Source organism: Micromonospora fluostatini (genome assembly GCF_050410825.1).
GTDB lineage: Bacteria > Actinomycetota > Actinomycetes > Mycobacteriales > Micromonosporaceae > Micromonospora > Micromonospora rosaria.
In genome coordinates this window covers 3,918,010-3,939,596 of sequence record NZ_CP191251.1, presented here as the reverse complement: position 1 = coordinate 3,939,596, position 21,587 = coordinate 3,918,010, and the positions used below count along the sequence as shown (strand labels likewise).

General features: G+C 73.6%; 20 protein-coding genes and 1 pseudogene. 16 read left to right on the top strand and 5 right to left on the bottom strand.

Annotated features, from left to right (window positions below; translation table 11 throughout):
• Positions 1-75: 75 nt before the first annotated feature.
• From ACQUFX_RS17195 to ACQUFX_RS17155, 9 genes are all read left to right on the top strand, one after another.
• Positions 76-555, top strand: coding sequence for a Na(+)/H(+) antiporter subunit C (locus ACQUFX_RS17195; protein WP_428966983.1), 480 nt, complete (start codon positions 76-78; stop codon positions 553-555).
• Positions 555-2,072 (top strand): Na+/H+ antiporter subunit D, encoded by a 1,518-nt coding sequence (locus ACQUFX_RS17190; protein WP_428966982.1) that lies wholly within the window; start codon positions 555-557, stop codon positions 2,070-2,072. The genes ACQUFX_RS17195 and ACQUFX_RS17190 overlap by 1 nt, the downstream gene beginning before the upstream one ends.
• Positions 2,069-2,632 carry a Na+/H+ antiporter subunit E gene (locus ACQUFX_RS17185; RefSeq protein ID WP_428961385.1) on the top strand — a complete coding sequence of 188 codons (564 nt, stop codon included), beginning with the start codon at positions 2,069-2,071 and terminating at the stop codon, positions 2,630-2,632. Before ACQUFX_RS17190 ends, ACQUFX_RS17185 begins: the two co-directional genes overlap by 4 nt.
• Complete coding sequence (locus ACQUFX_RS17180) at positions 2,629-2,892, top strand: monovalent cation/H+ antiporter complex subunit F (RefSeq protein ID WP_067366494.1); 264 nt, start codon at positions 2,629-2,631, stop codon at positions 2,890-2,892. Before ACQUFX_RS17185 ends, ACQUFX_RS17180 begins: the two co-directional genes overlap by 4 nt.
• Positions 2,889-3,224 (top strand): monovalent cation/H(+) antiporter subunit G, encoded by a 336-nt coding sequence (gene mnhG / locus ACQUFX_RS17175; RefSeq protein WP_428961384.1) that lies wholly within the window; start codon positions 2,889-2,891, stop codon positions 3,222-3,224. The genes ACQUFX_RS17180 and mnhG overlap by 4 nt, the downstream gene beginning before the upstream one ends.
• Positions 3,225-3,541: 317 nt before the next feature.
• A complete protein-coding gene (locus tag ACQUFX_RS17170; RefSeq protein WP_428961383.1) occupies positions 3,542-5,104 on the top strand; it encodes a M28 family metallopeptidase in 1,563 nt (520 codons plus the stop codon).
• Between the two features lie 191 nt (positions 5,105-5,295).
• Positions 5,296-6,654 (top strand): hemolysin family protein, encoded by a 1,359-nt coding sequence (locus tag ACQUFX_RS17165; protein ID WP_428961382.1) that lies wholly within the window; start codon positions 5,296-5,298, stop codon positions 6,652-6,654.
• 52 nt (positions 6,655-6,706) lie between these two features.
• Entirely contained in the window at positions 6,707-7,771 is a 1,065-nt protein-coding gene (locus ACQUFX_RS17160) for a hemolysin family protein (protein WP_428961381.1), read from the top strand.
• 11 nt (positions 7,772-7,782) lie between these two features.
• Positions 7,783-8,718, top strand: a complete 936-nt coding sequence (locus ACQUFX_RS17155) for a sporulation protein (protein ID WP_428961380.1) — start codon at positions 7,783-7,785, stop codon at positions 8,716-8,718.
• 74 nt (positions 8,719-8,792) lie between these two features.
• Here ACQUFX_RS17155 and leuE read toward each other — a convergent pair whose 3' ends face one another.
• Positions 8,793-9,461 carry a leucine efflux protein LeuE gene (leuE, locus tag ACQUFX_RS17150; protein WP_428961379.1) on the bottom strand — a complete coding sequence of 223 codons (669 nt, stop codon included), beginning with the start codon at positions 9,459-9,461 and terminating at the stop codon, positions 8,793-8,795.
• Positions 9,462-9,621: 160 nt separating this feature from the next.
• A pseudogene (locus ACQUFX_RS17145) lies at positions 9,622-10,266 on the bottom strand (pyridoxamine 5'-phosphate oxidase family protein); the annotation flags it as partial.
• A 38-nt stretch (positions 10,267-10,304) separates the two neighbouring features.
• Between ACQUFX_RS17145 and ACQUFX_RS17140 the strand changes: the two are divergent.
• The 7 genes from ACQUFX_RS17140 (at position 10,305) to rny (ending at position 18,637) form a co-directional block, all read left to right on the top strand.
• Positions 10,305-11,645 (top strand): aminotransferase class I/II-fold pyridoxal phosphate-dependent enzyme, encoded by a 1,341-nt coding sequence (locus ACQUFX_RS17140; RefSeq protein WP_428961378.1) that lies wholly within the window; start codon positions 10,305-10,307, stop codon positions 11,643-11,645.
• A gap of 173 nt (positions 11,646-11,818) precedes the next feature.
• On the top strand, positions 11,819-12,517 hold the full coding sequence (locus tag ACQUFX_RS17135; protein WP_067366470.1) for a UdgX family uracil-DNA binding protein: 699 nt from the start codon (positions 11,819-11,821) through the stop codon (positions 12,515-12,517).
• A gap of 190 nt (positions 12,518-12,707) precedes the next feature.
• Positions 12,708-14,114 carry an MFS transporter gene (locus tag ACQUFX_RS17130; protein ID WP_428961377.1) on the top strand — a complete coding sequence of 469 codons (1,407 nt, stop codon included), beginning with the start codon at positions 12,708-12,710 and terminating at the stop codon, positions 14,112-14,114.
• A gap of 3 nt (positions 14,115-14,117) precedes the next feature.
• Positions 14,118-14,318 (top strand): DUF3046 domain-containing protein, encoded by a 201-nt coding sequence (locus tag ACQUFX_RS17125; protein WP_428961376.1) that lies wholly within the window; start codon positions 14,118-14,120, stop codon positions 14,316-14,318.
• 185 nt (positions 14,319-14,503) lie between these two features.
• Positions 14,504-15,553 carry a recombinase RecA gene (gene recA / locus ACQUFX_RS17120; RefSeq protein WP_067366461.1) on the top strand — a complete coding sequence of 350 codons (1,050 nt, stop codon included), beginning with the start codon at positions 14,504-14,506 and terminating at the stop codon, positions 15,551-15,553.
• Positions 15,554-15,560: 7 nt separating this feature from the next.
• Positions 15,561-16,295, top strand: a complete 735-nt coding sequence (locus ACQUFX_RS17115; protein WP_428961375.1) for a regulatory protein RecX — start codon at positions 15,561-15,563, stop codon at positions 16,293-16,295.
• A 575-nt stretch (positions 16,296-16,870) separates the two neighbouring features.
• Positions 16,871-18,637 (top strand): ribonuclease Y, encoded by a 1,767-nt coding sequence (gene rny, locus ACQUFX_RS17110; protein ID WP_428961374.1) that lies wholly within the window; start codon positions 16,871-16,873, stop codon positions 18,635-18,637.
• Positions 18,638-18,961: 324 nt separating this feature from the next.
• Here rny and ACQUFX_RS17105 read toward each other — a convergent pair whose 3' ends face one another.
• From ACQUFX_RS17105 to ACQUFX_RS17095, 3 genes are read right to left on the bottom strand one after another with little or no spacing between them, the layout of a single operon-like run.
• A complete protein-coding gene (locus ACQUFX_RS17105; protein ID WP_428961373.1) occupies positions 18,962-19,936 on the bottom strand; it encodes an amino acid ABC transporter permease in 975 nt (324 codons plus the stop codon).
• The gene (locus tag ACQUFX_RS17100; protein ID WP_428961372.1) at positions 19,933-20,640 is read right to left on the bottom strand and encodes an amino acid ABC transporter permease; all 708 of its coding nucleotides are present in this window, start codon (positions 20,638-20,640) and stop codon (positions 19,933-19,935) included. The genes ACQUFX_RS17105 and ACQUFX_RS17100 overlap by 4 nt, the downstream gene beginning before the upstream one ends.
• 42 nt (positions 20,641-20,682) lie before the next feature.
• A complete protein-coding gene (locus tag ACQUFX_RS17095) occupies positions 20,683-21,564 on the bottom strand; it encodes a glutamate ABC transporter substrate-binding protein (protein WP_428961371.1) in 882 nt (293 codons plus the stop codon).
• Between the last annotated feature and the right edge of the window lie 23 nt (positions 21,565-21,587).

Sequence of the window (21,587 nt, the reverse complement as noted above, 5' to 3'; positions counted from 1 at the left end):
GGCCCGCTCGTGCTCCCCCATTCGGTCGGGCCGGCGGCGCGTCCGGCCGGGGTGGGCGACCTGGCGGTACGGGTGGTGACCGAGGGCGTGGCCGGGCCGACCCTGGTGCTGGTGCTGGCCGTCGCGGTGCTCGTCGCGACCGGGGTGACCCTGCTGCTGGAGCGCAGCCTGACCCGGATCCTGCTCGGCATCATCCTGCTCGGCAACGGGATGAACCTGCTGGTCCTGCTCGGTGGGCGGGCCGGCGGGGCGCCGGTGGTCGGCGCCGACCCGGTGGCCCGGATGAGCGACGCGCTGCCCCAGGCGATGGTGCTCACCGCCATCGTGATCACCTTCGGGCTGACCGCGTTCCTGCTCGCCGTGGCGTACCGGAGCTGGTACCTGACCGGCAGCGACGAGGTGCAGGACGACCTGGAGGACCAGCAGGTGGTCCGGCTCGCCGAGCGCAACGAACTGCCCGCCCGGGACCTCGGCGGCGAGGGGCCGGACGACGACCCCGAACAGGTGGACCCGCCGCCCCCGCACCACCGACCGCAGGGCGGTGAGCCGCGATGATGTCCGCGCTCGTCCCGTTGCCGGTGGTGGTGCCGCTGCTCGGTGCCGCGCTGACCCTGCTGCTGACCAACCGGCCCCGGGCGCAGCGGGCGGTCAGCGTCGCGGTGCTCACCGCCACCGTGGCGGTCGCGGTGGTGCTGCTGGTGCAGGCGTACCGGTCCGGGCCGGTGGTGATGCACGTCGGCGGCTGGTCCGCGCCGGTCGGCATCGTCCTGGTCGCCGACGAGCTGGCCGCGTTGCTGCTGGTCGTCTCGGCGGCGGTGACCCTCTGCGTGCTGCTCTACTCGATCGGGCAGGGGCAGGGCGACGTGGGGGAGAGCGCGCCGGTCACCATCTTCCACCCCACGTACCTGGTGCTCACCGCCGGTGTCACCAACGCCTTCCTCGCCGGTGACCTGTTCAACCTGTTCGTCGGCTTCGAGGTGCTGCTGACCGCCAGCTACGTGCTGATCACGCTGGGTGGCACCGAGACCCGGATCCGGACCGGTTCGACGTACGTCGTGGTCAGCGTCCTGTCGTCGATGATCTTCCTGGGCTCGGTGGGGCTGGTGTACGCCGCCACCGGCACCCTGAACCTCGCCCAACTCGCCCAGCGGCTGGACGCGCTGCCCGACAAGGTACGGCTGAGCCTGCAACTGATGCTGCTGCTCGCCTTCGGCGTCAAGGCGGCGGTCTTCCCGCTGTCGGCCTGGTTGCCGGACAGCTACCCGACGGCCCCCACCCCGGTGACCGCCGTCTTCGCCGGCCTGCTCACCAAGGTCGGCGTGTACGCGATCATCCGGACCGAGACGCTGCTCTTCCCCGACAGCGTGTCCGACGTGCTGCTGCTGGTGGTGGCCGGGCTGACCATGCTGGTCGGGATCCTCGGCGCGGTCGCCCAGTCGGACATGAAACGGCTCTTCTCCTTCACCCTGGTCAGCCACATCGGCTACATGATCTTCGGGGTCGGGCTGAGCACGGTGGCCGGACTCTCCGGGGCGATCTTCTACGTGATCCACCACATCACCATCCAGACCACGCTGTTCCTGGTCGCCGGGCTGGTCGAGGTCCGGGCCGGCAGCACCGACCTGCGGCACATCGGCGGACTGGCCCGGGTCGCGCCGATGCTCGCGGTGCTCTTCTTCGTCCCCGCGATGAACCTCGCCGGGATTCCGCCGTTCTCCGGGTTCCTCGGCAAGCTGGGCCTGCTCCAGGCCGGTGTCGCCGAGGGCACCCCGCTGGCCTGGGTGCTGGTCGCCGCCGGCACGGTGACCAGCCTGCTCACCCTCTACGCCGCGTCACGGGTGTGGGGCATCGCCTTCTGGCGGGCCCCGCAACTGGCCACCGCCGAGCCGCCCACCCGGCTACCCGGCCTGATGGTCGGCGCGACGGCCGCGTTGGTCGTCCTCGGCCTGGGGCTGACCGTCGCCGCCGGGCCGATCTTCGACGTCACCGTCGACGCGGCCAGCGACCTGCGGGACCGGACACCGTACCTGCGGGCCGTGCTGCCGCGTCCGGCCGACGAGGCGACATCGTGAGCCCGAGCTGGCGCGCCCGGCTGGGGCGCTGGCGGGACCAGGCCATCGCGCTCGGCTGGCTGGTGCTGATCTGGAACCTGCTCTGGGGGCGGTTCACCTGGGCCAACCTGGTCGGCGGGCTGCTCGTCGGCGGGGCGGTGCTGGTGTTCTTCCCGCTGCCCCCGGTCACCTTCGGCGGCCGGATCCGGCTCCGGGCCCTGGTGTCCATGGCGGCCTCGTTCGTGGTCGACCTGGTCCGGGCCAGCGTGCACGTCGTCGTGCTCGCCGTCCGGCCGGGCCCGCCGCCGCGCAGCGCGATCATCGCGGTGCCGCTGCGGGTCCACACCGACCTGAACCTCGCCCTCACCGCCGAGGTCGTCTCGCTGGTCCCCGGGACGCTGGTCATCGACGTCGACCGGGACGACGCCGTGCTCTACATCCACGTGCTCGACCTGCCCGGCACCGGGGGCCTCGCGGCCAACCGGGAGCGGGTGCTGGCCGTGGAGCGGGGCATCGTCCGGGCGATCGGGTCGGCCCGGGAACTGCACGCCGTCACCGTCGACCGGGGGTCCGCACCGTGAACACCGTCCTCGCCGTCCTCGTCACCGTCCTGCTCTCCGGGACCGCCCTGCTCGCGCTGGCCCGGATGTACCGGGGTCCCTCGCTGCTGGACCGGGTGATTGCCGCCGACATGCTGCTCGCGACGATGGTCGCGGCGGTGGGCGCGGAGGCGGCGGTGAACCGGCACGCCTCCACCCTGCCGGTGCTGGTGGTGCTCTCGCTGCTCGGCTTCATCGGCTCGGTGGCCCTGGTCCGCTTCGCCGTGCGGGAGGAGGCATGAGCCTCGGCGCCGTGGCCGACTGGGCGGGTGCCGGCGCTTTGGTGGCCGGCGCGTTGCTCGCCCTGGCCGCCGGGATCGGGCTGCTGCGCTTCCCGGACACCCTCGACCGGATGCACGCCGCCACCAAGCCGCAGGTGCTCGGGGTGCTGCTGACCATGCTCGGGCTGGCGCTGCGGCTGCGCAGCCCGGCCGACCTCGGCATGGTCGCCGTGGTGGCGCTCTTCCAACTGGCCACCGCGCCGGTGGCGGCGCAGATGATCGGGCGGGCCGCCTACCGGACCGGCCGGCACGACCGGTCGTTGCTGGAGACCGACGAACTCGCCGACCGCTGACCCGGGCCGGGTGGAGCCGCCGCGCCGGACGCGGCTGTGCCGGTGGCCGTGCCGGACGTCGGCGTGTCGTGCCGGGCGTCGGCGTGCCGGGTGTGGCCCGGTGCGGGTCACCCGGCGGGTGGGGCAGGCGGTCCGGGTCCTCTGTCCGCAGAACCACCGAGCGGTCCCAATTCGGGGACTGCGACGATTCCCGTCCTTGCGTCTTGTCGGGCCCCGGGCCGGAGCCCACCCTCGTGCAGTGACGGTCGTCGATCAATGGCCGTCCGTCGGTCGGGCTCATCCACACCCGGCCGGTCCCGCCCCCGACCGGAGGACCCATGAGATCCCGTACCCCCTGGATCGCCGTACTGGCCTCGGCGGCCGTGACCCTGGCGACCGCCACCGGCGCGGCCCCCGCCCCGCGCAGCGCACCGGCCGTAGCCCCGACGGCGCTGGCGGCCCCGACGGTGCTGGCGGCCCCGGACATCCCGGTGGCGAACGTGCAGGCCCACCTCGACCAGTTCCTCACCATCGCCACCGCCAACGGCGGCAACCGGGCGCACGGCCGCCCCGGCTACCTGGCCTCCGTCAACTACGTCAAGGGCCGGTTGGACGCCGCCGGCTACACCACCACCGTGCAGTCGTTCACCTACAACGGCGCCACGGGGTACAACCTCATCGCCGACTGGCCGGGCGGCGACCCGAACGCGGTGGTGATGACCGGGGCGCACCTGGACAGCACCACCGCCGGGCCGGGGATCAACGACAACGGCACCGGCTCGGCGGCGATCCTGGAGGTCGCCCTCGCCGTGGCGCGCACCGGTTTCAGCCCCGACAAGCACCTGCGCTTCGCCTGGTGGGGCGCGGAGGAACTGGGGCTGCGCGGCTCGCGGCACTACGTCACCGCGCTGCCGGCGGCCGAGCGGACGAAGATCAAGGCGTACCTCAACTTCGACATGGTCGGCTCGCCCAACCCCGGCTACTTCGTCTACGACGGGGACAACTCCGACGGGGTCGGTGCGGGTCCCGGCCCGGCCGGCTCGGCGCAGATCGAGCAGACCCTCCAGGCGTACTTCACCTCGATCGGGGTGCCGACCCGGGGCACCGACTTCGACGGGCGCAGCGACTACGGGCCGTTCATCAGCGCCGGCATCCCGGCCGGCGGCACCTTCACCGGCGCCGAGGGGGCCAAGACCAGCGCCCAGGTCGCGCTCTGGGGCGGTACCGCCGGCGCGGCCTTCGACCCCTGCTACCACCGGGCCTGCGACAACCTGAGCAACGTCAACGCCACCGCGCTGGACCGCAACACCGACGCCATCGGGTACGCCGTCTGGGCTCTGGCCGGGGCCGCGCCGCCGCCCGGCACCACCGTCCACGCCGACGGCTTCGAGACCGCCACCGGCTGGACGGTGAACCCGGCCGGCACCGACACCGCCACCTCCGGCCGCTTCGAGCGGGGCGTCCCGGCGGCCACCAGCAGCGGCGGCGTGAGCACCCAACTCGCCGCCGCGACCGGCAGCCACGCCCTGGTCACCGGGGCGACCGCCGGGGCCGCCGCCGGGGACAACGACCTCGACGGCGGCGTCAGCACGATCCAGTCCGCGCCGATCACCCTCCCGGCCACCGGCACGCTGACCCTGTCCCTCGCCGCGTACCTGGCCCACCTCACCAACGCCTCCAGCGCCGACTACCTGCGGGTACGGGTGGTCGGCACGAGCACCGTCACCGCGCTGAACCTCACCGGCGCGGCGGTGAACCGGGCCGCCGCCTGGCAGACCACCAGTACGGACATCTCGGCCCTGCGCGGGCAGACGGTCCGCATCGTCGTGGACGCCGCCGATGCGGGCACGGCCAGCCTGGTCGAGGCGGCCGTGGACGACGTCCGGATCGTGCAGAGCTGACCGGTCGACCGGGCTCCCGCCGACGTCCCGGCGGGCGGGGGCCCGGTCCCGCGCACCCACCGCGCGGACCCGGCAATCGCCGATAAAATGTGGCCCATGACCGACTCTTCTGCCCAGGAGGGCAGCAGTAGCCAGCCGGGCACTGCCCGGCGTTCCCCCGTCCCGACGCTCCCGGGAGCCGTGAGACTCCCGTGTTGATCCTCGTCGGGCTCGTCCTGATCACCCTGCTCACCGTCGCCACCGGGTACTTCGTCGCCCAGGAGTTCGGCTACGTCGCGGTCGACCGGGGCAAGCTCAAGCAACTCGCCGACCAGGGCGACCAGTCCGCCGCGCGGGCCCTGGAGGTCACCGCCCGGCTCTCCTTCATGCTCTCCGGCGCCCAGCTCGGCATCACCGTCACCGCGCTGCTGGTCGGGTACGTCGCCGAGCCGTACCTGGGCGCCGGGCTCGCCGAGCTGTTCGGTGGGGTCGGCGTCTCGTCGGCGGTGAGCCTCCCGCTCTCGGTCGCGCTCGCCCTGATCATCGCGACCGCGGTGCAGATGGTGCTCGGCGAGCTGGCCCCGAAGAACCTCGCCATCGCCCGCCCCGAGCCGCTGGCGCGGGCGCTGAGCCGGTCCACGCTGATCTACCTCAAGGTGGCCGGCCCGCTGATCAAGCTCTTCGACCGGGCCGCCGTACGGCTGCTGCGCCGGGTCGGCATCGAGCCGATCGAGGAGCTGCCCAGCGGCGCCACCCCGGAGGACCTGGAGCAGATCATCGCGGAGTCCCGCGAGGAGGGTCACCTCGACGCGGAGATGTCCGACCTGCTGGACCGGGGGCTCGACTTCCGGCAGCTCACCGCCGGGGAGGCCATGGTCCCCCGGGTCGACGTGCACACGGTCCGCGCCGACGAGCCGGTCAGCCGGGTGGTCGAGCTGCTCGACACCGGCCACTCCCGGTTCCCGGTCCGGGGCGCCGAGGGCGTCGACGACCTGGTCGGGGTGGTCGGCATCGCCGACGTGCTCGGCGTACCCCCGGCGGAGCGCGGCAGCACCCGGGTCGGCGCGGTCGCCGTACCGCCGCTGCTGGTGCCGGAGACCCTGCCGCTGCCGACGGTGCTGGACCGGCTCCGCTCCGGGCACCGGCAGCTCGCCTGCGTCGTCGACGAGTACGGCGGCTTCGCCGGGGTGATCACGCTGGAGGACCTCGCCGAGGAGCTGGTCGGCCCGATCCGCGACGAGGACGACCCGCCGGAGCGGGCACCCGCCCGGCAACCGGACGGCTCCTGGGTGGTGCCGGCCCGCTGGCGCATCGACGAGGTGGCCGACAGCACCGGCATCGCGCTGCCCGAGGCCCCCGAGTACGACACCCTCTCCGGACTGGTCATGCGCGAGCTGGGCCGGGTGCCCGAGGTGGGTGACCGGCTGGAGATCGTGCTGCCGCCCGACGGCGAGGAGCCCAGGACGGTGCCGACCGCCCTGGTCGAGGTCCTGGCCGTCGACCGGCACGTGGCCGACTCGGTCCGCATCCGCGTCGCCGCCCCCGAGGAGCGCACGGAGGTGACGGCGTGAGCAAACGCAGTGAGCGAGTCGTCGGTCCGGCCCACGCCCAGGGGGTGACGGCGTGAGCCCCGGGATCGCACTGGCCGTGTCGGTGGTGCTGCTGGCCCTCAACGGGTTCTTCGTGGCCGCCGAGTTCGCCCTGGTGGCCGCCAAGCGGTACCGCCTGGAGCAGCTCGCCGTCGGTGGCGGCCGGGCGGCCCGCGCGGCCCTCGACGGGGTCCGGGAGCTGTCCCTGATGCTGGCCGGCGCGCAGCTCGGCATCACCCTGTGCACGCTGGGCCTGGGTGCGCTGGCCGAGCCGGCGATCGAGCGGCTGCTCGGCCCGCTGCTGCACGCGGCGGGGCTGCCCACCGCGGCGAGCCACGTCATCGCCCTGGTCTTCGCGCTGAGCCTGGTCACCTTCCTGCACCTGGTGGTCGGCGAGATGGCGCCGAAGTCGTGGGCGATCACCCACCCCGAGCGGTCGGCGCTGCTGCTGGCCCTGCCGTTCCGGGCGTTCGCCCGGGTCGCCCGCCCGGTGCTGTCGGTGCTGAACGCGTGGGCCAACGCGATGCTGCGGCTGGTCAAGGTCAACCCGCAGGACCAGTTGGCCCAGGTCCACGGGCCGAGTGAGCTGCGCATCCTGCTGGAGCAGTCCCGTGAGCACGGGCTGCTCGGCGCGGAGCAGCACCAGTTGCTGACCAGCATGCTGGAGTTGCAGCGGACCACGGTGGCCGACGTGATGGAGCCGTTCGACCGGATCGTGACGGTCCGGCGCGACGACCCGGCGGACCGGATCGAGGAGGTCAGCCGGGACAGCGGCCGGTCCCGGCTGGCGGTGGTCGACGACAGCGGCGACGTGGTCGGCCTGGTGCACGTGCGGGAGGCGGTCCGGGCCGTGACGACCGGCCGGTCGGCGACCGCCGGTGAGCTGATGAGCAGCGCCTTCACCGTGCCGGCGGAGTCCACGGTCAACCAGGCGGTGGCCGCGATGCGGGGCCGACAGACACAGCTCGCGCTGGTCCGCAACGGTGGCGGGCCGACCCGGCCGATCGGTTTCGTCGCGCTGGAGGACCTCCTGGAGGAGGTCATCGGCGAGTTCGACGACGAGACCGACCCGGTGCCCCGTGGGCGGCGGATGAGGTAGGAGCGACGGCGGTGCGGTTGACGGGGGTGTCACCGGAGTCCGGCTGGACCGGGCTGTCGGTGCACACCACGGTGACCAATCCGAGCACCCGCCCCGGGCTGCGGCTGCCGGGGCGGGTGACGCTCGCCGCCGGCGGGGACGACGTGCCGGTCCGGCACATCCGGCTCGGCCTGGTCGTGCAGGCCGAGCCGGACGACCCGGCCCGGGGCCCCCGCCTGGTGCAGTACCACCAGGTCACGATCGCCGGCCGGTTCGTGGTGCCGGCCGGCCGCCGCCGGGCGGTGGACTTCGCGGTGCCGCTGCCCTGGGAGGCCCCGGTGACGATCTTCGGCGGGGTACCGCTGATGGGGTTGCGCACCGGGCTGCGCACCGAGGTCGCCGTCGGGCCCGACCCCGAGGTGGGCCAGGGCGCGATGGTGCCGGTCTTCGTGCATCCGCTCCCCGTGCAGCAGCACGTCCTGGCCGCCCTGGACACCCTCGGCTTCGTGCTGCGCCAGGCCGCCCTGCAACAGCGCCGGCTGCCCGGGGTGGAGCAGGCGCTGCCGGTGCACCAGCGGCTCGGGTACTGGGTGGCGCCGCTGTACGCCGGCCCGATCACCGAACTGGAGGTGATCTTCGTGGCGAACTCGGCGGGCCTGGAGGTGCTCCTCTGGGCCGACCGCCGGCTGGCCCTGGCCGGGGCCACGCACCAGAGCATCAGCCGGTTCCGGGTGTGGCACGCCGGTGCCGAGCGGCAGGACTGGCCGGCCGTGGTGGACGGGTGGCTACGGTCCACGATCAACCGGCACGCCGAGATGGCCGCCCACGCCGACTGGTCCGCGCAGGTGACCGAGTCGGCGCACGTGAGCCGCCACCCGGACGGGCCGGGTCCGGCGGGCTACGGGCTCGGCGGGATGACCGGCGAGGGCGCCGGCCCCGGCGGCGGTGGGGCCGGCGACGGCACCTGAGCCCGCCCGGCGGCGCCCTGCGCCGGAGCGCTGCCCCCGCCGGGTGCCGCCTCCCCGGCTCAGGCAGTGCCGGCTCAGACGGTGGCGGTGGCCAGCTTGATGCTGAACCCGAGGAAGAGCGCGGCGACCCCGGTGGTGGCCCCGGCGGCCAGCCGGCGGCGCTCGGCGAACTGCGCCGCCAGGAAGGTGCCCGCGAAGATCAGCACGCTCAGGTACAGCACGCTGGACACCTGGGCGATCAGGCCGAGCAGCAGGAACGACAGCGCCGGCCAGGGGTAGGTCGGGTCGACGAACTGGATGAAGAACGAGACGAAGAAGAGGATCGCCTTCGGGTTGAGCAGGCTGATCACCATCGCCTTGCGGAACGGGCTGCGCAGCGCGGCCGGCTCGGCGGCGTCGATCAGGCGCGGCGTGCCCGGGTCGTGCCGGGTCCGCCAGCGTCGCCAGGCCCCGAGCAGCATGGTCACCCCGACGTACCCGAGGTACGCCGCACCGGCGTACTTGACCACCAGGAAGATCGGCGGGTACGCCTTGAGCAGCGACGCCACCCCGGCGGCGGAGAGGACCATCAGCACCCAGTCACCGACGAAGACACCGGCCGCCGCCCGGTAGCCGGTCCGTACCCCGCGTCGGGCGGCGGTGGAGAGGACGAAGAGCGAGTTGGGGCCGGGCAGCAGGATGATCGCCACGGTGCCCAGCACGTACGTCCAGATGTCGGTGATACCCAGCACGGCGGTCATCATCGCCCCGCCGGTACGCCGCGTCGATGGCTTTCCCGCAGGCTGACGTGTGCCGTCGACCACTTATCGAGGACCGTCACGACTCCGCCGGCCGTCACCGTGGCACCGACCGTCATCGTGGTGCGGGTGGCGTCGGGCCGGACGGCGTCGGGGCGGGGGTCGGCGGGGTGCCGCCGGCCGGCAGGTACCCGGGGACTCCGACGCCGACCCCGGCGTCCGGCTCCGGGAGGCCCGGGGTGAGCCGCAGCGGCACCACCCCGGCCCAGTACGGCAGGTCGAGATCCGCCTCGTCGTCGCCCACGCCACCGGCGCGGGCGCGGAGCGAGACCTCCCGCAGCGGCAGCGCCAGGACGGCGGTCTCGGCCAGTTCCCGGCGGTTCGGCGGTCGGGTCTCCCGGCTGCGGCCGGCGCCGACCTTCTCCACCAGGGCGGTGAGCACCTCGGTCTTCTCCCGGTCGTCGGTGACCAGGTGGGCGGTGCCGTGCGCGACCACCGAGCGGTAGTTGGCGCTGTGGTTGAACTGGGAGCGGGCGTAGACCAGGCCGTCGAGCAGGGTGACCGAGACGCAGACGGCGAGCCCGTCCGGCCCCCGGGCGGCCAGCAACGGCCGGCTGCCGGTGGAACCGTGCAGGTAGAGCGTCTCCCCGACGCGGACGTGCAGGGTGGGCAGGATCCGGGGCTCGCCGTCGACGACGAAGCCCAACGCGCAGTGGTACGCCTCGTCCAGCACCGCGTGGACGGCGGCCCGGTCGTGGCTCATCCGGTCCCGCATCCGGGTGGCGGTGGTGCGGTCGGTCGGTGGGTACACGAGACATCCCGCCTTTGTTCTAGTACAATACTGTGTTTGTGTCAGCACGCTATCAGATCGGCGGCGCCACGGCGGCCGAGATCTCGGCCAGTGTCGAGGCGGGCATCCGCTCCGGCACCCTCCCGGCCGAGACCGCGCTGCCCCCGGTCCGGGCGCTCGCCGCCGACCTCGCCGTCAGCCCGGCCACCGTCGCGCGGGCGTACCAGGAACTGCGGCAACGGGGTCTGGTCGCCACCGCCGGCCGGCACGGCACTTGGGTCCGGGCCCGCCCACCGGTCGCCACCCGCCGGGCCGCGCTGCTCCCGCCCCCGGCGCCCGGCACGCGCGACCTGTCCGGGGGAGAGCCCGACCCGGCCCTGCTGCCCCCGCTCGGCCCGCACCTGGCCGCGCTCGCCGCGACGATCGGCCCCCCGACCGGGTACGCCACCGTCGGGGTCCTGCCCGAGGTGGCCGGGGCGGCCCGCCGCCGGCTCGCCGCCGACGGGGTACCGGTCGACGACCTGACCCTCACCGGCGGCGCCCTGGACGGCATCGAACGCCTGCTCGGCGCCCACCTGAGCCCCGGTGACCCGGTGGCCGTGGAGGATCCCGGCTGGGCCAACCTGCTCGACCTGGTCGCCAGCCTCGGGCTGCGCCCGATCGGGGTGCCCGTCGACGACGAGGGCCCCGCCGTGGCCGGGGTCCGCGCCGCCCTCGCCGCCGGGGCCCGCGCGCTGATCGTCACCAGCCGCGCCCAGAACCCGACCGGCGCCGCCGTCACCGCCGACCGGGCCGCCGCCCTGCGTACCCTCCTCGCCGACCGGCCCGACCTGCTGCTCGTCGAGGACGACCACGCCGCCGAACTGGCCCGGGTACCCCTGCACCCGCTCGCCGGGGTGACCCGCTCCTGGGCCTTCCTCCGCTCGGCGAGCAAACCGTACGGTCCCGACCTGCGGCTGGCGGTGCTCGCCGGTGACGAGACGACCGTGGCCCGGGTCGCCGGTCGGGCCCGGGTCGGCGCGGGCTGGGTCTCCACCGTCCTGCAACGCCTGGCCCTGGCCCTCTGGCAGGACCCCGGCACCGCCGCCCTGGTCGACCGGGCCGGCCGTACCTACCAGCGGCGTCGTACCGCCCTGCTGGCCGCCCTCGCCGACCGGGGCGTGGCGGCCCACGGCCGTACCGGCATCAACGTCTGGCTGCCGGTGCCCGACGAGACCAGCGCGGTGACCGCCCTGCGCGACGCCGGCTGGGCGGTGGCCCCCGGCGCCCAGTTCCGCATCGCCGCCCCGCCCGGCGTACGACTCACCGTCAGCGCCCTCACCGACGCCGACATCGTCCCCCTCGCCGACGCCGTCGCCCGCGCCCTGCACCCCCCGCCCCCCACCACCTTCACCGCCTGACCCGCCCCTCCCCACCTCCGGCCCCTCTGGCGATGGCGGTTTTCCGACGCGACACGCCGGGACAGGCGACGCTTTCCGCACCCCGCTCCACCCCAGCCCGGCCCGCCCCGCGGGCCGGGCGGGCTCGGCGGGTCCGTCGCGTGCGCGGCGAGGGAACGGGTACAACAGTCCGCATGTCCGAGATCGACACCGCCCCCGGCGCCCAGCAGTTCATCCCACCCCGGGCCGACACCCTCGACGAGCTGCGGGCCGCCGCGCGCGACTGCCGGGGCTGCGAGCTTTACCGGGACGCCACCCAGACGGTGTTCGGTCGGGGCGACGCGCACGCCCGCCTGGTCTTCGTCGGCGAGCAGCCCGGGGACATGGAGGACCAGAAGGGGCTGCCCTTCGTCGGCCCCGCCGGCCGGCTGCTGCGCCGGGCGGTCGACGACGCCGGTCTGGACCCCGGGCACATCTACCTGACGAACACCGTCAAGCACTTCCGGCACGAGCTGCGGGGCCGGCGGCGCATCCACCAGACCCCGGACCAGGTGCACGTCACCGCCTGCCGCCCGTGGCTGGTCGCCGAGTTCGCCCGGCTGCGCCCGGAGGTCGTCGTGGTGCTCGGTGCCACCGCCGCCAAGGCCCTGCTCGGCCCGTCGTTCCGGGTCACCCGGCAACGCGGCGAGCTGCTGCCCTGGCCGGCCGCCGCGCAACGCCCGCAGGACTTCGCCCGGGTGCCGGTGGACAGCGCCGGTGCCGTCGCCGACGCCCCGCCCGCCCGGCTGCTCGCCACCATCCACCCCTCCGCCGTGCTCCGCGCCGACGACCAGGACCGGGCGTACGCGGGCCTGGTCGCCGACCTCACCACCGTCGCCCACGCCCTGGGGTAAGGAAGGGCCCCCTCTTAACGCCTGGGGTAGAGCAGGGGGCCCCTATTAACATCCGGGGTGTTAACAGGGGACCCCTGCCAACATCCCGGCCGCCCCGGCCAGCCGGGACGCACCCGGTGCGCCGCCGGCACCGGCCCGTGCGCCGCATCGTCACACCGCTGACCCGGGCGCAGCCGTCGAGGAGCCCGCGATGACCGTCGAGCAGAGCGCGCCGCCCCGCGACCGGCCGGACGTCGCCGTGGTCCAGCGGCGCACCGTACGCCTGCTCGCCGGCACCCAGGTCCTCGGCGGGACCGGGGTGACCATCGGCGTCGCCGTCGGGGCGCTGCTCGCCGCAGACCTCGCCGGTACGGCGGTGGCCGGCCTCGCGCAGAGCGCCGGCGTGGTGGGCGCCGCCCTGCTCGCCGTCCCGGTCACCCGCCTGATGACCGGGTACGGGCGACGGCCCGGCCTGGTCCTGGCGTACCTGGTCGGGGCCGCCGGTGGGGTGCTGACCGTGCTGGCCGCGGTCACCGGGTGGGTACCGCTGCTCTTCCTCGGCATGCTGCTCTTCGGCGGGGGCAGCGCGGCGAACCTCCAGGCCCGCTACGCCGCGGTCGACCTGGCCGAGCCGGCTCGCCGGGGCCGGCAGCTCTCCGTGGTCGTCTGGGCGACCACCGTCGGCGCGGTGGCGGCGCCGAACCTCGCCGCGCTGGCCGACGGGCTCACCACGGGCTGGGGGCTGCCCCGGCTCGCCGGCCCGTTCGCGTTCAGCGCCGTGGCGTTCGTCGCCACGGCCGGGGTGCTCCTGATCTTCCTGCGTCCCGACCCGTTGCTCACCGCCCGCCGGCTCACCGCCGACCCGGGCGTGACGACCGACCCGGGCGCGGTGAACACGCGCAGCGTGACGACCACCGACCCGGGCGCGGGGGCCGACCCGGGCGTGGCGGGGGCCGGGGCGGGCCCCGCCACCCGGCCGGCCGGGAGTCTGCGCGCGGCCTGGGCGCAGGTACGCCGCCGGCCGGCCGCCCGGCTCGGCGTCGCCGCCGTGGCGGTGGGCCACCTGGTGATGGTCGCGGTGATGGTGATGACCCCGGTACGCCTGCACGAGGCGCACCACGACGGCGACGTGCTGCCGGTGGTGGGTCTGGTGCTGAGCCTGCACATCGCCGGTATGTACGCCTTCGCCCCGCTGGTCGGCTGGCTCACCGACCGGCTCGGCCGGCGGGCCGTCGTCCTCGGCGGGGCCGGGCTGCTGCTGGCCGCCTGTGCGGTCGCCGGCACCGCCGGGCACGACACGCCCCGGCTCGCCGCCGGCCTGGTCCTGCTGGGGCTGGGCTGGTCGGCGACGATGGTGGCCGGCTCCACGCTGCTGTCCGAGTCGGTCCCGGTGCCGGTCCGGCCGACCGTGCAGGGGCTGGCCGACCTGATCATGGGGCTGGCCGGGGCGGGGGCCGGTGCGGCCAGCGGGTTTGTCGTGCAGACGGCGGGATACCCGGTCCTCACCCTGCTCGCGGCGGTCGCGGTCGGGCCGCTGGTGGCGCTGGCGCTGCGACCGGTACCGTCGCGGGGTCCGGGCCGGGGCGACACCGGGGACGTGCCGGACGAGAAGGAGTGACACGTGCGGCTGACCGACTTCTGGGACCGGCTGGAGGAGGCCTTCGGCCCGGGGTACGCGGCCAGCATCGCCGCCGACCAGGTGCTGTCGCAACTCGGCGGGCGCACCATCGAGCAGGCGCTCGCCTCGGGTGAGGAGACCCACGTCGTGTGGCGGGCGGTCTGCGCCGCGTACCCCGACCGGGTGCCCACGCGACTACGCTGAGCAGCGGTTTCGTTGGTGCCGCGTGTCGCTTGTCGAGTCGTACACCTGTTCGGCTATTGTCCACAGCGGGGTGCTCGTCCACAGCTCGCGGCCCGTCGGCTGGTTTTCTGTCGGACCCAGCGCCTAGCGTGTCCCGCGTGACGAGAAGCTCAGGAAAGACGCCGGCGAAGGCAGGGGTGGCAACCATGGCGGCAGGGCCTGACCGGGAGAAGGCACTCGACCTTGCTCTCGCTCAGATCGACAAGCAGTTCGGCAAGGGTTCGGTGATGCGGCTGGGGGAGCGGCCGGTCATCCAGACCGCGATCATCCCCACCGGTTCGATCGCCCTCGACGTGGCGCTCGGCGTGGGCGGTCTGCCCCGGGGCCGGGTGGTCGAGGTCTACGGCCCGGAGTCCAGCGGTAAGACGACGGTCGCCCTGCACGCGGTGGCCAACGCCCAGCGCAACGGCGGGATCGCCGCCTTCGTCGACGCCGAGCACGCCCTCGACCCGGAGTACGCGAAGGCCCTCGGCGTCGACACCGACGCCCTGCTGGTCTCCCAGCCGGACACCGGTGAGCAGGCGCTGGAGATCGTGGACATGCTGGTCCGCTCCGGCGCGCTCGACATCATCGTGATCGACTCGGTCGCCGCCCTGGTGCCGCGCGCCGAGATCGAGGGCGAGATGGGCGACAGCCACGTCGGCCTCCAGGCCCGGTTGATGAGCCAGGCGCTGCGCAAGATCACCGGTGTGCTCAACAACACCGGCACCACGGCGATCTTCATCAACCAGCTCCGCGAGAAGATCGGCGTCATGTTCGGCAGCCCCGAGACCACCACCGGTGGCCGGGCGCTGAAGTTCTACGCCTCGGTCCGGCTCGACGTGCGCCGGATCGAGAGCCTCAAGGACGGCACCGACGTGGTCGGCAACCGGACCCGGGTCAAGGTCGTGAAGAACAAGGTCTCCGCGCCGTTCAAGCAGGCCGAGTTCGACATCATGTACGGCAAGGGCATCTCCCGGGAGGGCTCGCTGATCGACGTCGGCGTCGAGCAGGCGATCATCCGCAAGTCCGGCGCCTGGTACACGTACGACGGCGACCAGCTCGGCCAGGGCAAGGAGAAGGCCCGCGAGTTCCTCCGGGAGAACCCGGACGTGGCCGCCGAGATCGAGAAGAAGATCCTGGAGAAGCTCGGCGTCGGTGCCGCTGCGGGCGGCGACGCCGCTGGCGGCCCGGAGCTGCCGCCGGTCGACTTCTGAGCGCCGGGTGGCCGGACGACGCGCCCGCACGGGGCGGGGTTGGGACGCCAGTCCACCCCGGGCGGGTGAGGCCGCCAGCACGCCCCGCCCCCGCCGGGGGCGCCCTGACGGGAGTGGTTCCGGGTCGACGGGGTTCGGCGGGGGAGCCGAGCCGGGGGTGACCGGTGCGGAGTCGGCCCCGCCCCGGGACCCCGCCGAGGCGGCCCGCCGGGAGGCGGAGCTGGCCCGGGAGATCTGCCTGCGGCAACTCGCGGTCCGACCGCGTACCCGGGCCGAGCTGGCCGGTGCGCTGACCCGGCGGGGGATCTCCGAGGAGGTGGCCGCGTCGGTTCTCGACCGGTACGACGAGGTCGGGATGATCGACGATGCCGCCTTCGCCCGTGCCTGGGTGTCGAGTCGGCACGCCGGTCGCGGGCTGGCCCGCCGGGCGCTCGCCAACGAGCTGCGCCAGCGGGGCGTGGCCGGCGAGGTGGCCGGTGAGGCGCTCGACGCGCTGGACGAGGAGACCGAGGCGCAGACCGCGCGGGCCCTGGTCGACCGCAAGCTGCGGACCGCCCGGGGCGAGCCGGACGCGGTCTTCCGGCGCCTGGTCGGCATGCTGGCCCGCAAGGGCTATCCCGCCGGCGTGGCGATCCGGGCGGTGAAAGACGCGCTCGCCGCGCAGAGCGCCGAGGCGGCCGAGTTCGCCGACGCGATCGACGCCGACGCGCTGGCCGACGCCGAGGGGGAGCCCGACCGCTGACCGCAGCCGGTGGTTGACCAGGGCGACCGGTCGGCCCGGGGGCGGGGCGGCCGGCCGGGCCGGAGCGTCGCCACCGGGTCCGGGCGGTCGGCGGCGCATCGGGCGAAGGGCGGTGCGCGGCCCGACAACGGGGCTCTTTGTCCTCTCGTGTCCGGACTGTCGGTGGGCAGGGAGTCACCCCTCAACTTCGCTCCGTTCGGGGGGTTTGATCATGACTCCTTGACCAGAGGGCCATCGGCGACCTAGCCTCGCCATACAAGCTCATTGCCCGACCGATGCAGGCTAAGCGCACAACATAGAACGCATAACGGAACAGCATCACTTTGCACGGCTCCCACGGACGTGGATCGGCGACCGCCGCCCGCGCCGGTGGGTGCTGGCGCGACAACTGCACCCCGCCGTCGGCGGTGCCCGAGGGGCACCGCCGACGGAAGGCTACCCAGGCCAGGCGCTCCGGTCGGGCGTCACGAGCCGCAGGCAGCGTGCCCACCGGCGCGACGGCTGCGGCGCCGACGTTCAGGGGAGGCGGCCATGGCGGGGCGGCAGAGGTACACCGGTGGCCCCACGGAGGCGGCATGAACGCCTTCGACCTCGTGCTCCTCGTGACGGTCGTGCTCCTGACCCTGGTCGTGGTCGGCGCGGTGCTGTTCGGGGTACGGGTGCTGCGCCGGCTCGCCGTGACACCGGCGGCCGAGGACCCCGCGTTCATCGCCGAGAAGGACCGTCAGGAGCAGTCCCTGGCCGCGTTGCGCACCGCCGCCGACGAGGCCAACAGCACCATCGACGTGGCGAAGTCGATGGCCGCCGCCGCCCGGGCCGAGGCGGCTGCCGCCAAGGCGGAGGCGAAGGCGGCCCGCGCCGAGGCCCGCCGGGTGCTCGACGCCGCCCGGGTCGAGGCGGACACCGTCCTGGAGCGGGCCCACAAGCAGGCGGAGACGGACGCCGAGCAGTTGCGCACGACCGCCCGGCGCAGTGGCGAGCGGGAGGTCGCCGTCCTGGCCGCCACCACCCGGGAGCAGGCGGCCGAGGTGGAACGGCGGGCCGCCCGGATGGACGAGCGGGAACGGCTGCACACCGAGGAGGTGGAGCGGCTCGCCGAGCGGGAGCGGCAGCTCACCGCCGCCAGCGCCGCGCTGGCCGCCCGGGAGTCGGCGCTGGTCCAGCGCGAGCAGGAGGTGGCCGAGGCGGAGGAGCAGCGCCGCCGCGAGCTGGAGCGGGTCGCCGGGCTCACCGCCGAGGTGGCCCGGGCCGAGCTGGTCGAGGCGATCGAGGGCCAGGCCAAGCGGGAGGCCGCCCTGCTGGTCCGTGACATCGAGTCCGACGCCCGCAACACGGCCGAGCAGCGGGCCCGGCACATCGTGGTGGACGCCATCCAGCGGGTGGCCAGCGAGCAGACCGCGGAGAGCGTGGTCAGTGTCATGCACCTGCCCGGCGACGAGATGAAGGGGCGGATCATCGGCCGGGAGGGTCGCAACATCCGCGCCTTCGAGTCGGTCACCGGGGTCAACCTGATCATCGACGACACCCCCGAGGCGGTGCTGCTCTCCTGCTTCGACCCGGTCCGCCGGGAGGTCGGCCGGCTCACCCTCGAGAAGCTGGTGCTGGACGGGCGGATCCACCCGCACCGGATCGAGGAGGTCTACGACCTGGCCCGGCACGAGGTGGAGCAGCTCTGCCAGCGCGCCGCCGAGGACGCCCTGGTCGAGGTCGGCATCACCGAGATCCACCCGGAGCTGGTCACCCTGCTCGGTCGGCTGCGCTACCGGACGTCGTACGGGCAGAACGTGCTCAAGCACCTGGTGGAGACCGCGCACATCGCCGGGGTCATGGCGGCCGAGCTGCGGCTGGACGTGCCCACCATCAAGCGGTGCGCGTTCCTGCACGACGTCGGCAAGGCGCTCACCCACGAGGTGGAGGGCAGTCACGCCATCATCGGCGCCGATCTGGCCCGCAAGTACGGCGAGAGCGAGGACGTGGTGCACGCCATCGAGGCGCACCACAACGAGGTGCCGCCGCAGACCATCGAGGCGGTGCTCACCCAGGCCTCCGACGCCTGCTCGGGCGGCCGGCCCGGGGCCCGGCGGGAGAGCCTGGAGGCGTACGTCAAGCGGCTGGAGCGGATCGAGGAGATCGCCGCCGGCAAGCTCGGCGTGGAGAAGGTCTTCGCCATGCAGGCGGGCCGCGAGATTCGGGTGATGGTCAAGCCGGACGACGTCGACGACATCGGCGCGGCGGTCCTCGCCCGGGACGTGGCCAAGCAGATCGAGGAGGAGCTGACCTACCCCGGTCAGATCCGGGTGACCGTGGTCCGCGAGTCCCGGGTCACCGAGATCGCCCGCTGAGCGAGCGGGCTGCGGCGGCCGGCCCGGCCGCCCCGGCCCGCCGCACGTGCCGGTGGCCCGCCCCGCCCCAGCCGGGACCGTCGCGCCTGGCCCACCGGGGACGACGTCGCGGGGATCGGCGCCGCTACATCCACCGTCGCGGGGATCGGCGTTCGCTGAAACCGGTGTCGGGAGGACCGATGCCGGTAGGAGCGGTGTCGGGAAAACAGGTGTCGCGGAGGGCCGCAGGAGACGGGAGCGCTGCCCGTCGGCCGTGGACGGCGACAGGGCCGCACCCTGTGGGGTGCGGCCCTGCGATGGCCGGTCCGTCAGGACGCTGTGGCGTCAGGACGCGCCGGACTGAGCCGTGGACTGGGCGCCGAGCGCGGCGGCGATGGCGGGCGGCGGGGCCGCCGTCGGGGTGTCCGTGGTCTTGCGACCCCGGGCGAGGCGGCCCTGGACGTACTGGGCCAGCTTCGACAGGGAGTAGTTGACCACGATGAACAGGACACCGATGACGATGTAGACCGGGATCGGGTTGTTGAGCACCCCGATGATCTGCTTGCCGATGTTCAGGGTCTCCTCGTAGCTGATGATGAAGCCCAGCGAGGTGTCCTTGAGCACCACCACGAGCTGGCTGATCAGCGCCGGGAGCATGATCCGGAAGGCCTGGGGGAGCAGGATCAGGCCGGTGGTCTGCAGCGGGGAGAGACCGATCGCGGCGGCGGCCTCCCGCTGCCCGCCGGGCAGCCCCTCCATGCCGGAGCGGAGGATCTCGGCGATGACCACCGAGTTGTAGATGGTCAGACCGATGACCAGGTAGGTCAGCGTGCTCAGCGAGATGCCGAACTCGGGGAAGCCCCGGGCCACGAAGAAGATCGTGATGACCACCGGGAGTCCCCGGAACACCTCGACGCAGAACCGGGTCAGGGCCGCCAGGAACAGGCTCAGGCCGCGCAGCAGGTACGTCACGGGGGCGGCCATACCGGTGAACCGGCGGGCGGTGAGGCTCTTGAGCTGGATCCGCAGCACCGCCAGCAGGGTGCCGACCACCAGGGAGGAGGCGATCGCCAGGACCGCCGCCATCAGGGTGTTGCCGAACCCGATGCCGATCCGCTCCCAGACCAGGCTGAAGTTCTCGTCGGAGGGGTCGATCAGCGGACCCCACAGCTCCATGGAGAACTGGCCGTTCTCGTCCAGCGGCCGGTAGACGAAGAAGTACGCCCCGATGAGAACGGCGATCGTGGCGACGATGCTGCCGATCAGGGTGATCCGGCGCTGCCGGGGACCGGGGACGTCGTAGAGGACGCTCTGGCTCATCGGGCCACCGCCTGTCGCTTCTCGATGCGGTCGAGGAGGGCGCCGAGGGGCACCGTCATGATCAGGTATCCGATGGAGATACCGATGGCGACCGGTACGAAGGCGTGGCCCTCGGCCGAGGTGAGCTGGTCGGCGCTCTGCGAGAGGTCGCCGACCACCCCGAAGAAGCCGACCAGCGCCGAGTTCTTGATCATGGCGATGATGACCGAGCCGAGCGGTACCACCGAGGCCTTCCAGGACTGCGGCAGGACCACGTACCGCAGGTTCTGCGTGAAGGTGAGGCCGAGGGAACGGGCGGCCTCGGCCTGCCCGGCGGGGACGGCGTTCACCCCGGAGCGCAGCGCCTCGCAGACGAAGGCGGCGGTGTAGAGCACCAGCGCGATCAACGCGAAGCGGAAGTACGGCAGGTCGGTCCCGAGCCGGGTGAAGATCGCGTCCAGCCCGGGGATGCGGAGGAAGTCCGCGTTGGAACCGAGGGCCGGCAGACCGAAGGCGGCGAAGAACATCACCACGGTCAGCGGCAGGTTGCGGAACATGTTCACGTAGGCGGTGCCGACCGCCCGCAGGGGCGGCACCGGGGAGATTCGCAGTACCGCCACGATGGCGCCCAGGATCAGGGCGCCGATCGCGGCGAGTAGGCAGATCTGGAGGGTGAGCCAGAAACCACCCGCGAAGACGTCGAACTTGTCGATGAGCACACTCACGGGTCGGACTTCCTCCCCACCCTCCAGATCAACTGTTCAGACTCAGTAGCGGTCGACGGCCGGCGGGTCGCCGAGCTGGGCGCCGAACTTGCCGGCGGTGTCCTCCCAGGCCTTCTTCCAGCTGCCGTCGGAGTACGCCTTCTCCAGCGTGTCGTTGACGAAGTTGCGGAAGTCGGTGTCCTCCTTCTTCACCCCGAGGCCGTACGGCTCCTTGGTGAAGTTCTCGCCGGCCAGCTTGAAGGCGTCGTTGCCGTTGGCGATGTAGCCGAGCAGGATGACGTTGTCGGTGGTGACGGCGTCGACCTGGCCACCGTTGAGGGCGTCCCGGCACTTGTCGTACGTGTCGAAGAGGACGAGCTGCGAGCCGACGTCCTGGACGTACTTCTTGATCTCCTCGGCCGGGGTGGAGCCGGTGACCGAGCAGACCTTCTTGGTGCCGTCCTTGAAGGAGTCCGGCCCGGTGATGGAGGTGTCGTCCTTCTTCACCATGATGTTCTGGCCGGCCTCGTAGTACGGCCCGGCGAACGCGATGCGCTCCTTGCGGGTGTCGTTGATCGTGTAGGTCGCCGCGACCAGGTCGACGGTGCCGTTGACGATCACGTCCTCGCGGACCTTCGAGGGGGCCTCGACCCACTCGATCTTGTCCTCGGGGATGCCCAGCTCCTTGGCGATGATCTTCGCGACCTCGACGTCGAAGCCCTCCGGCTCACCCGAGAGGCCCTTGAGGCCGAAGCCCGGCTGGTCGAACTTGGTGCCGATCTTGATGGCCTGGGCCTTGTTCAGCCGCTCCATCGTGCTGCCGGCCGGGAACGACTTGCTCTCGCCGCCGGTGCCCTCCCCGGCCTCGTCGTTGCCGCCACAGGCGGTCAGGCCGAAGGCCAGGGTGGCGGCCGCGGCGAGCGCCGCTACGCGCTTCATACGCATCTTCATTCTCCTTTTTCGACGGA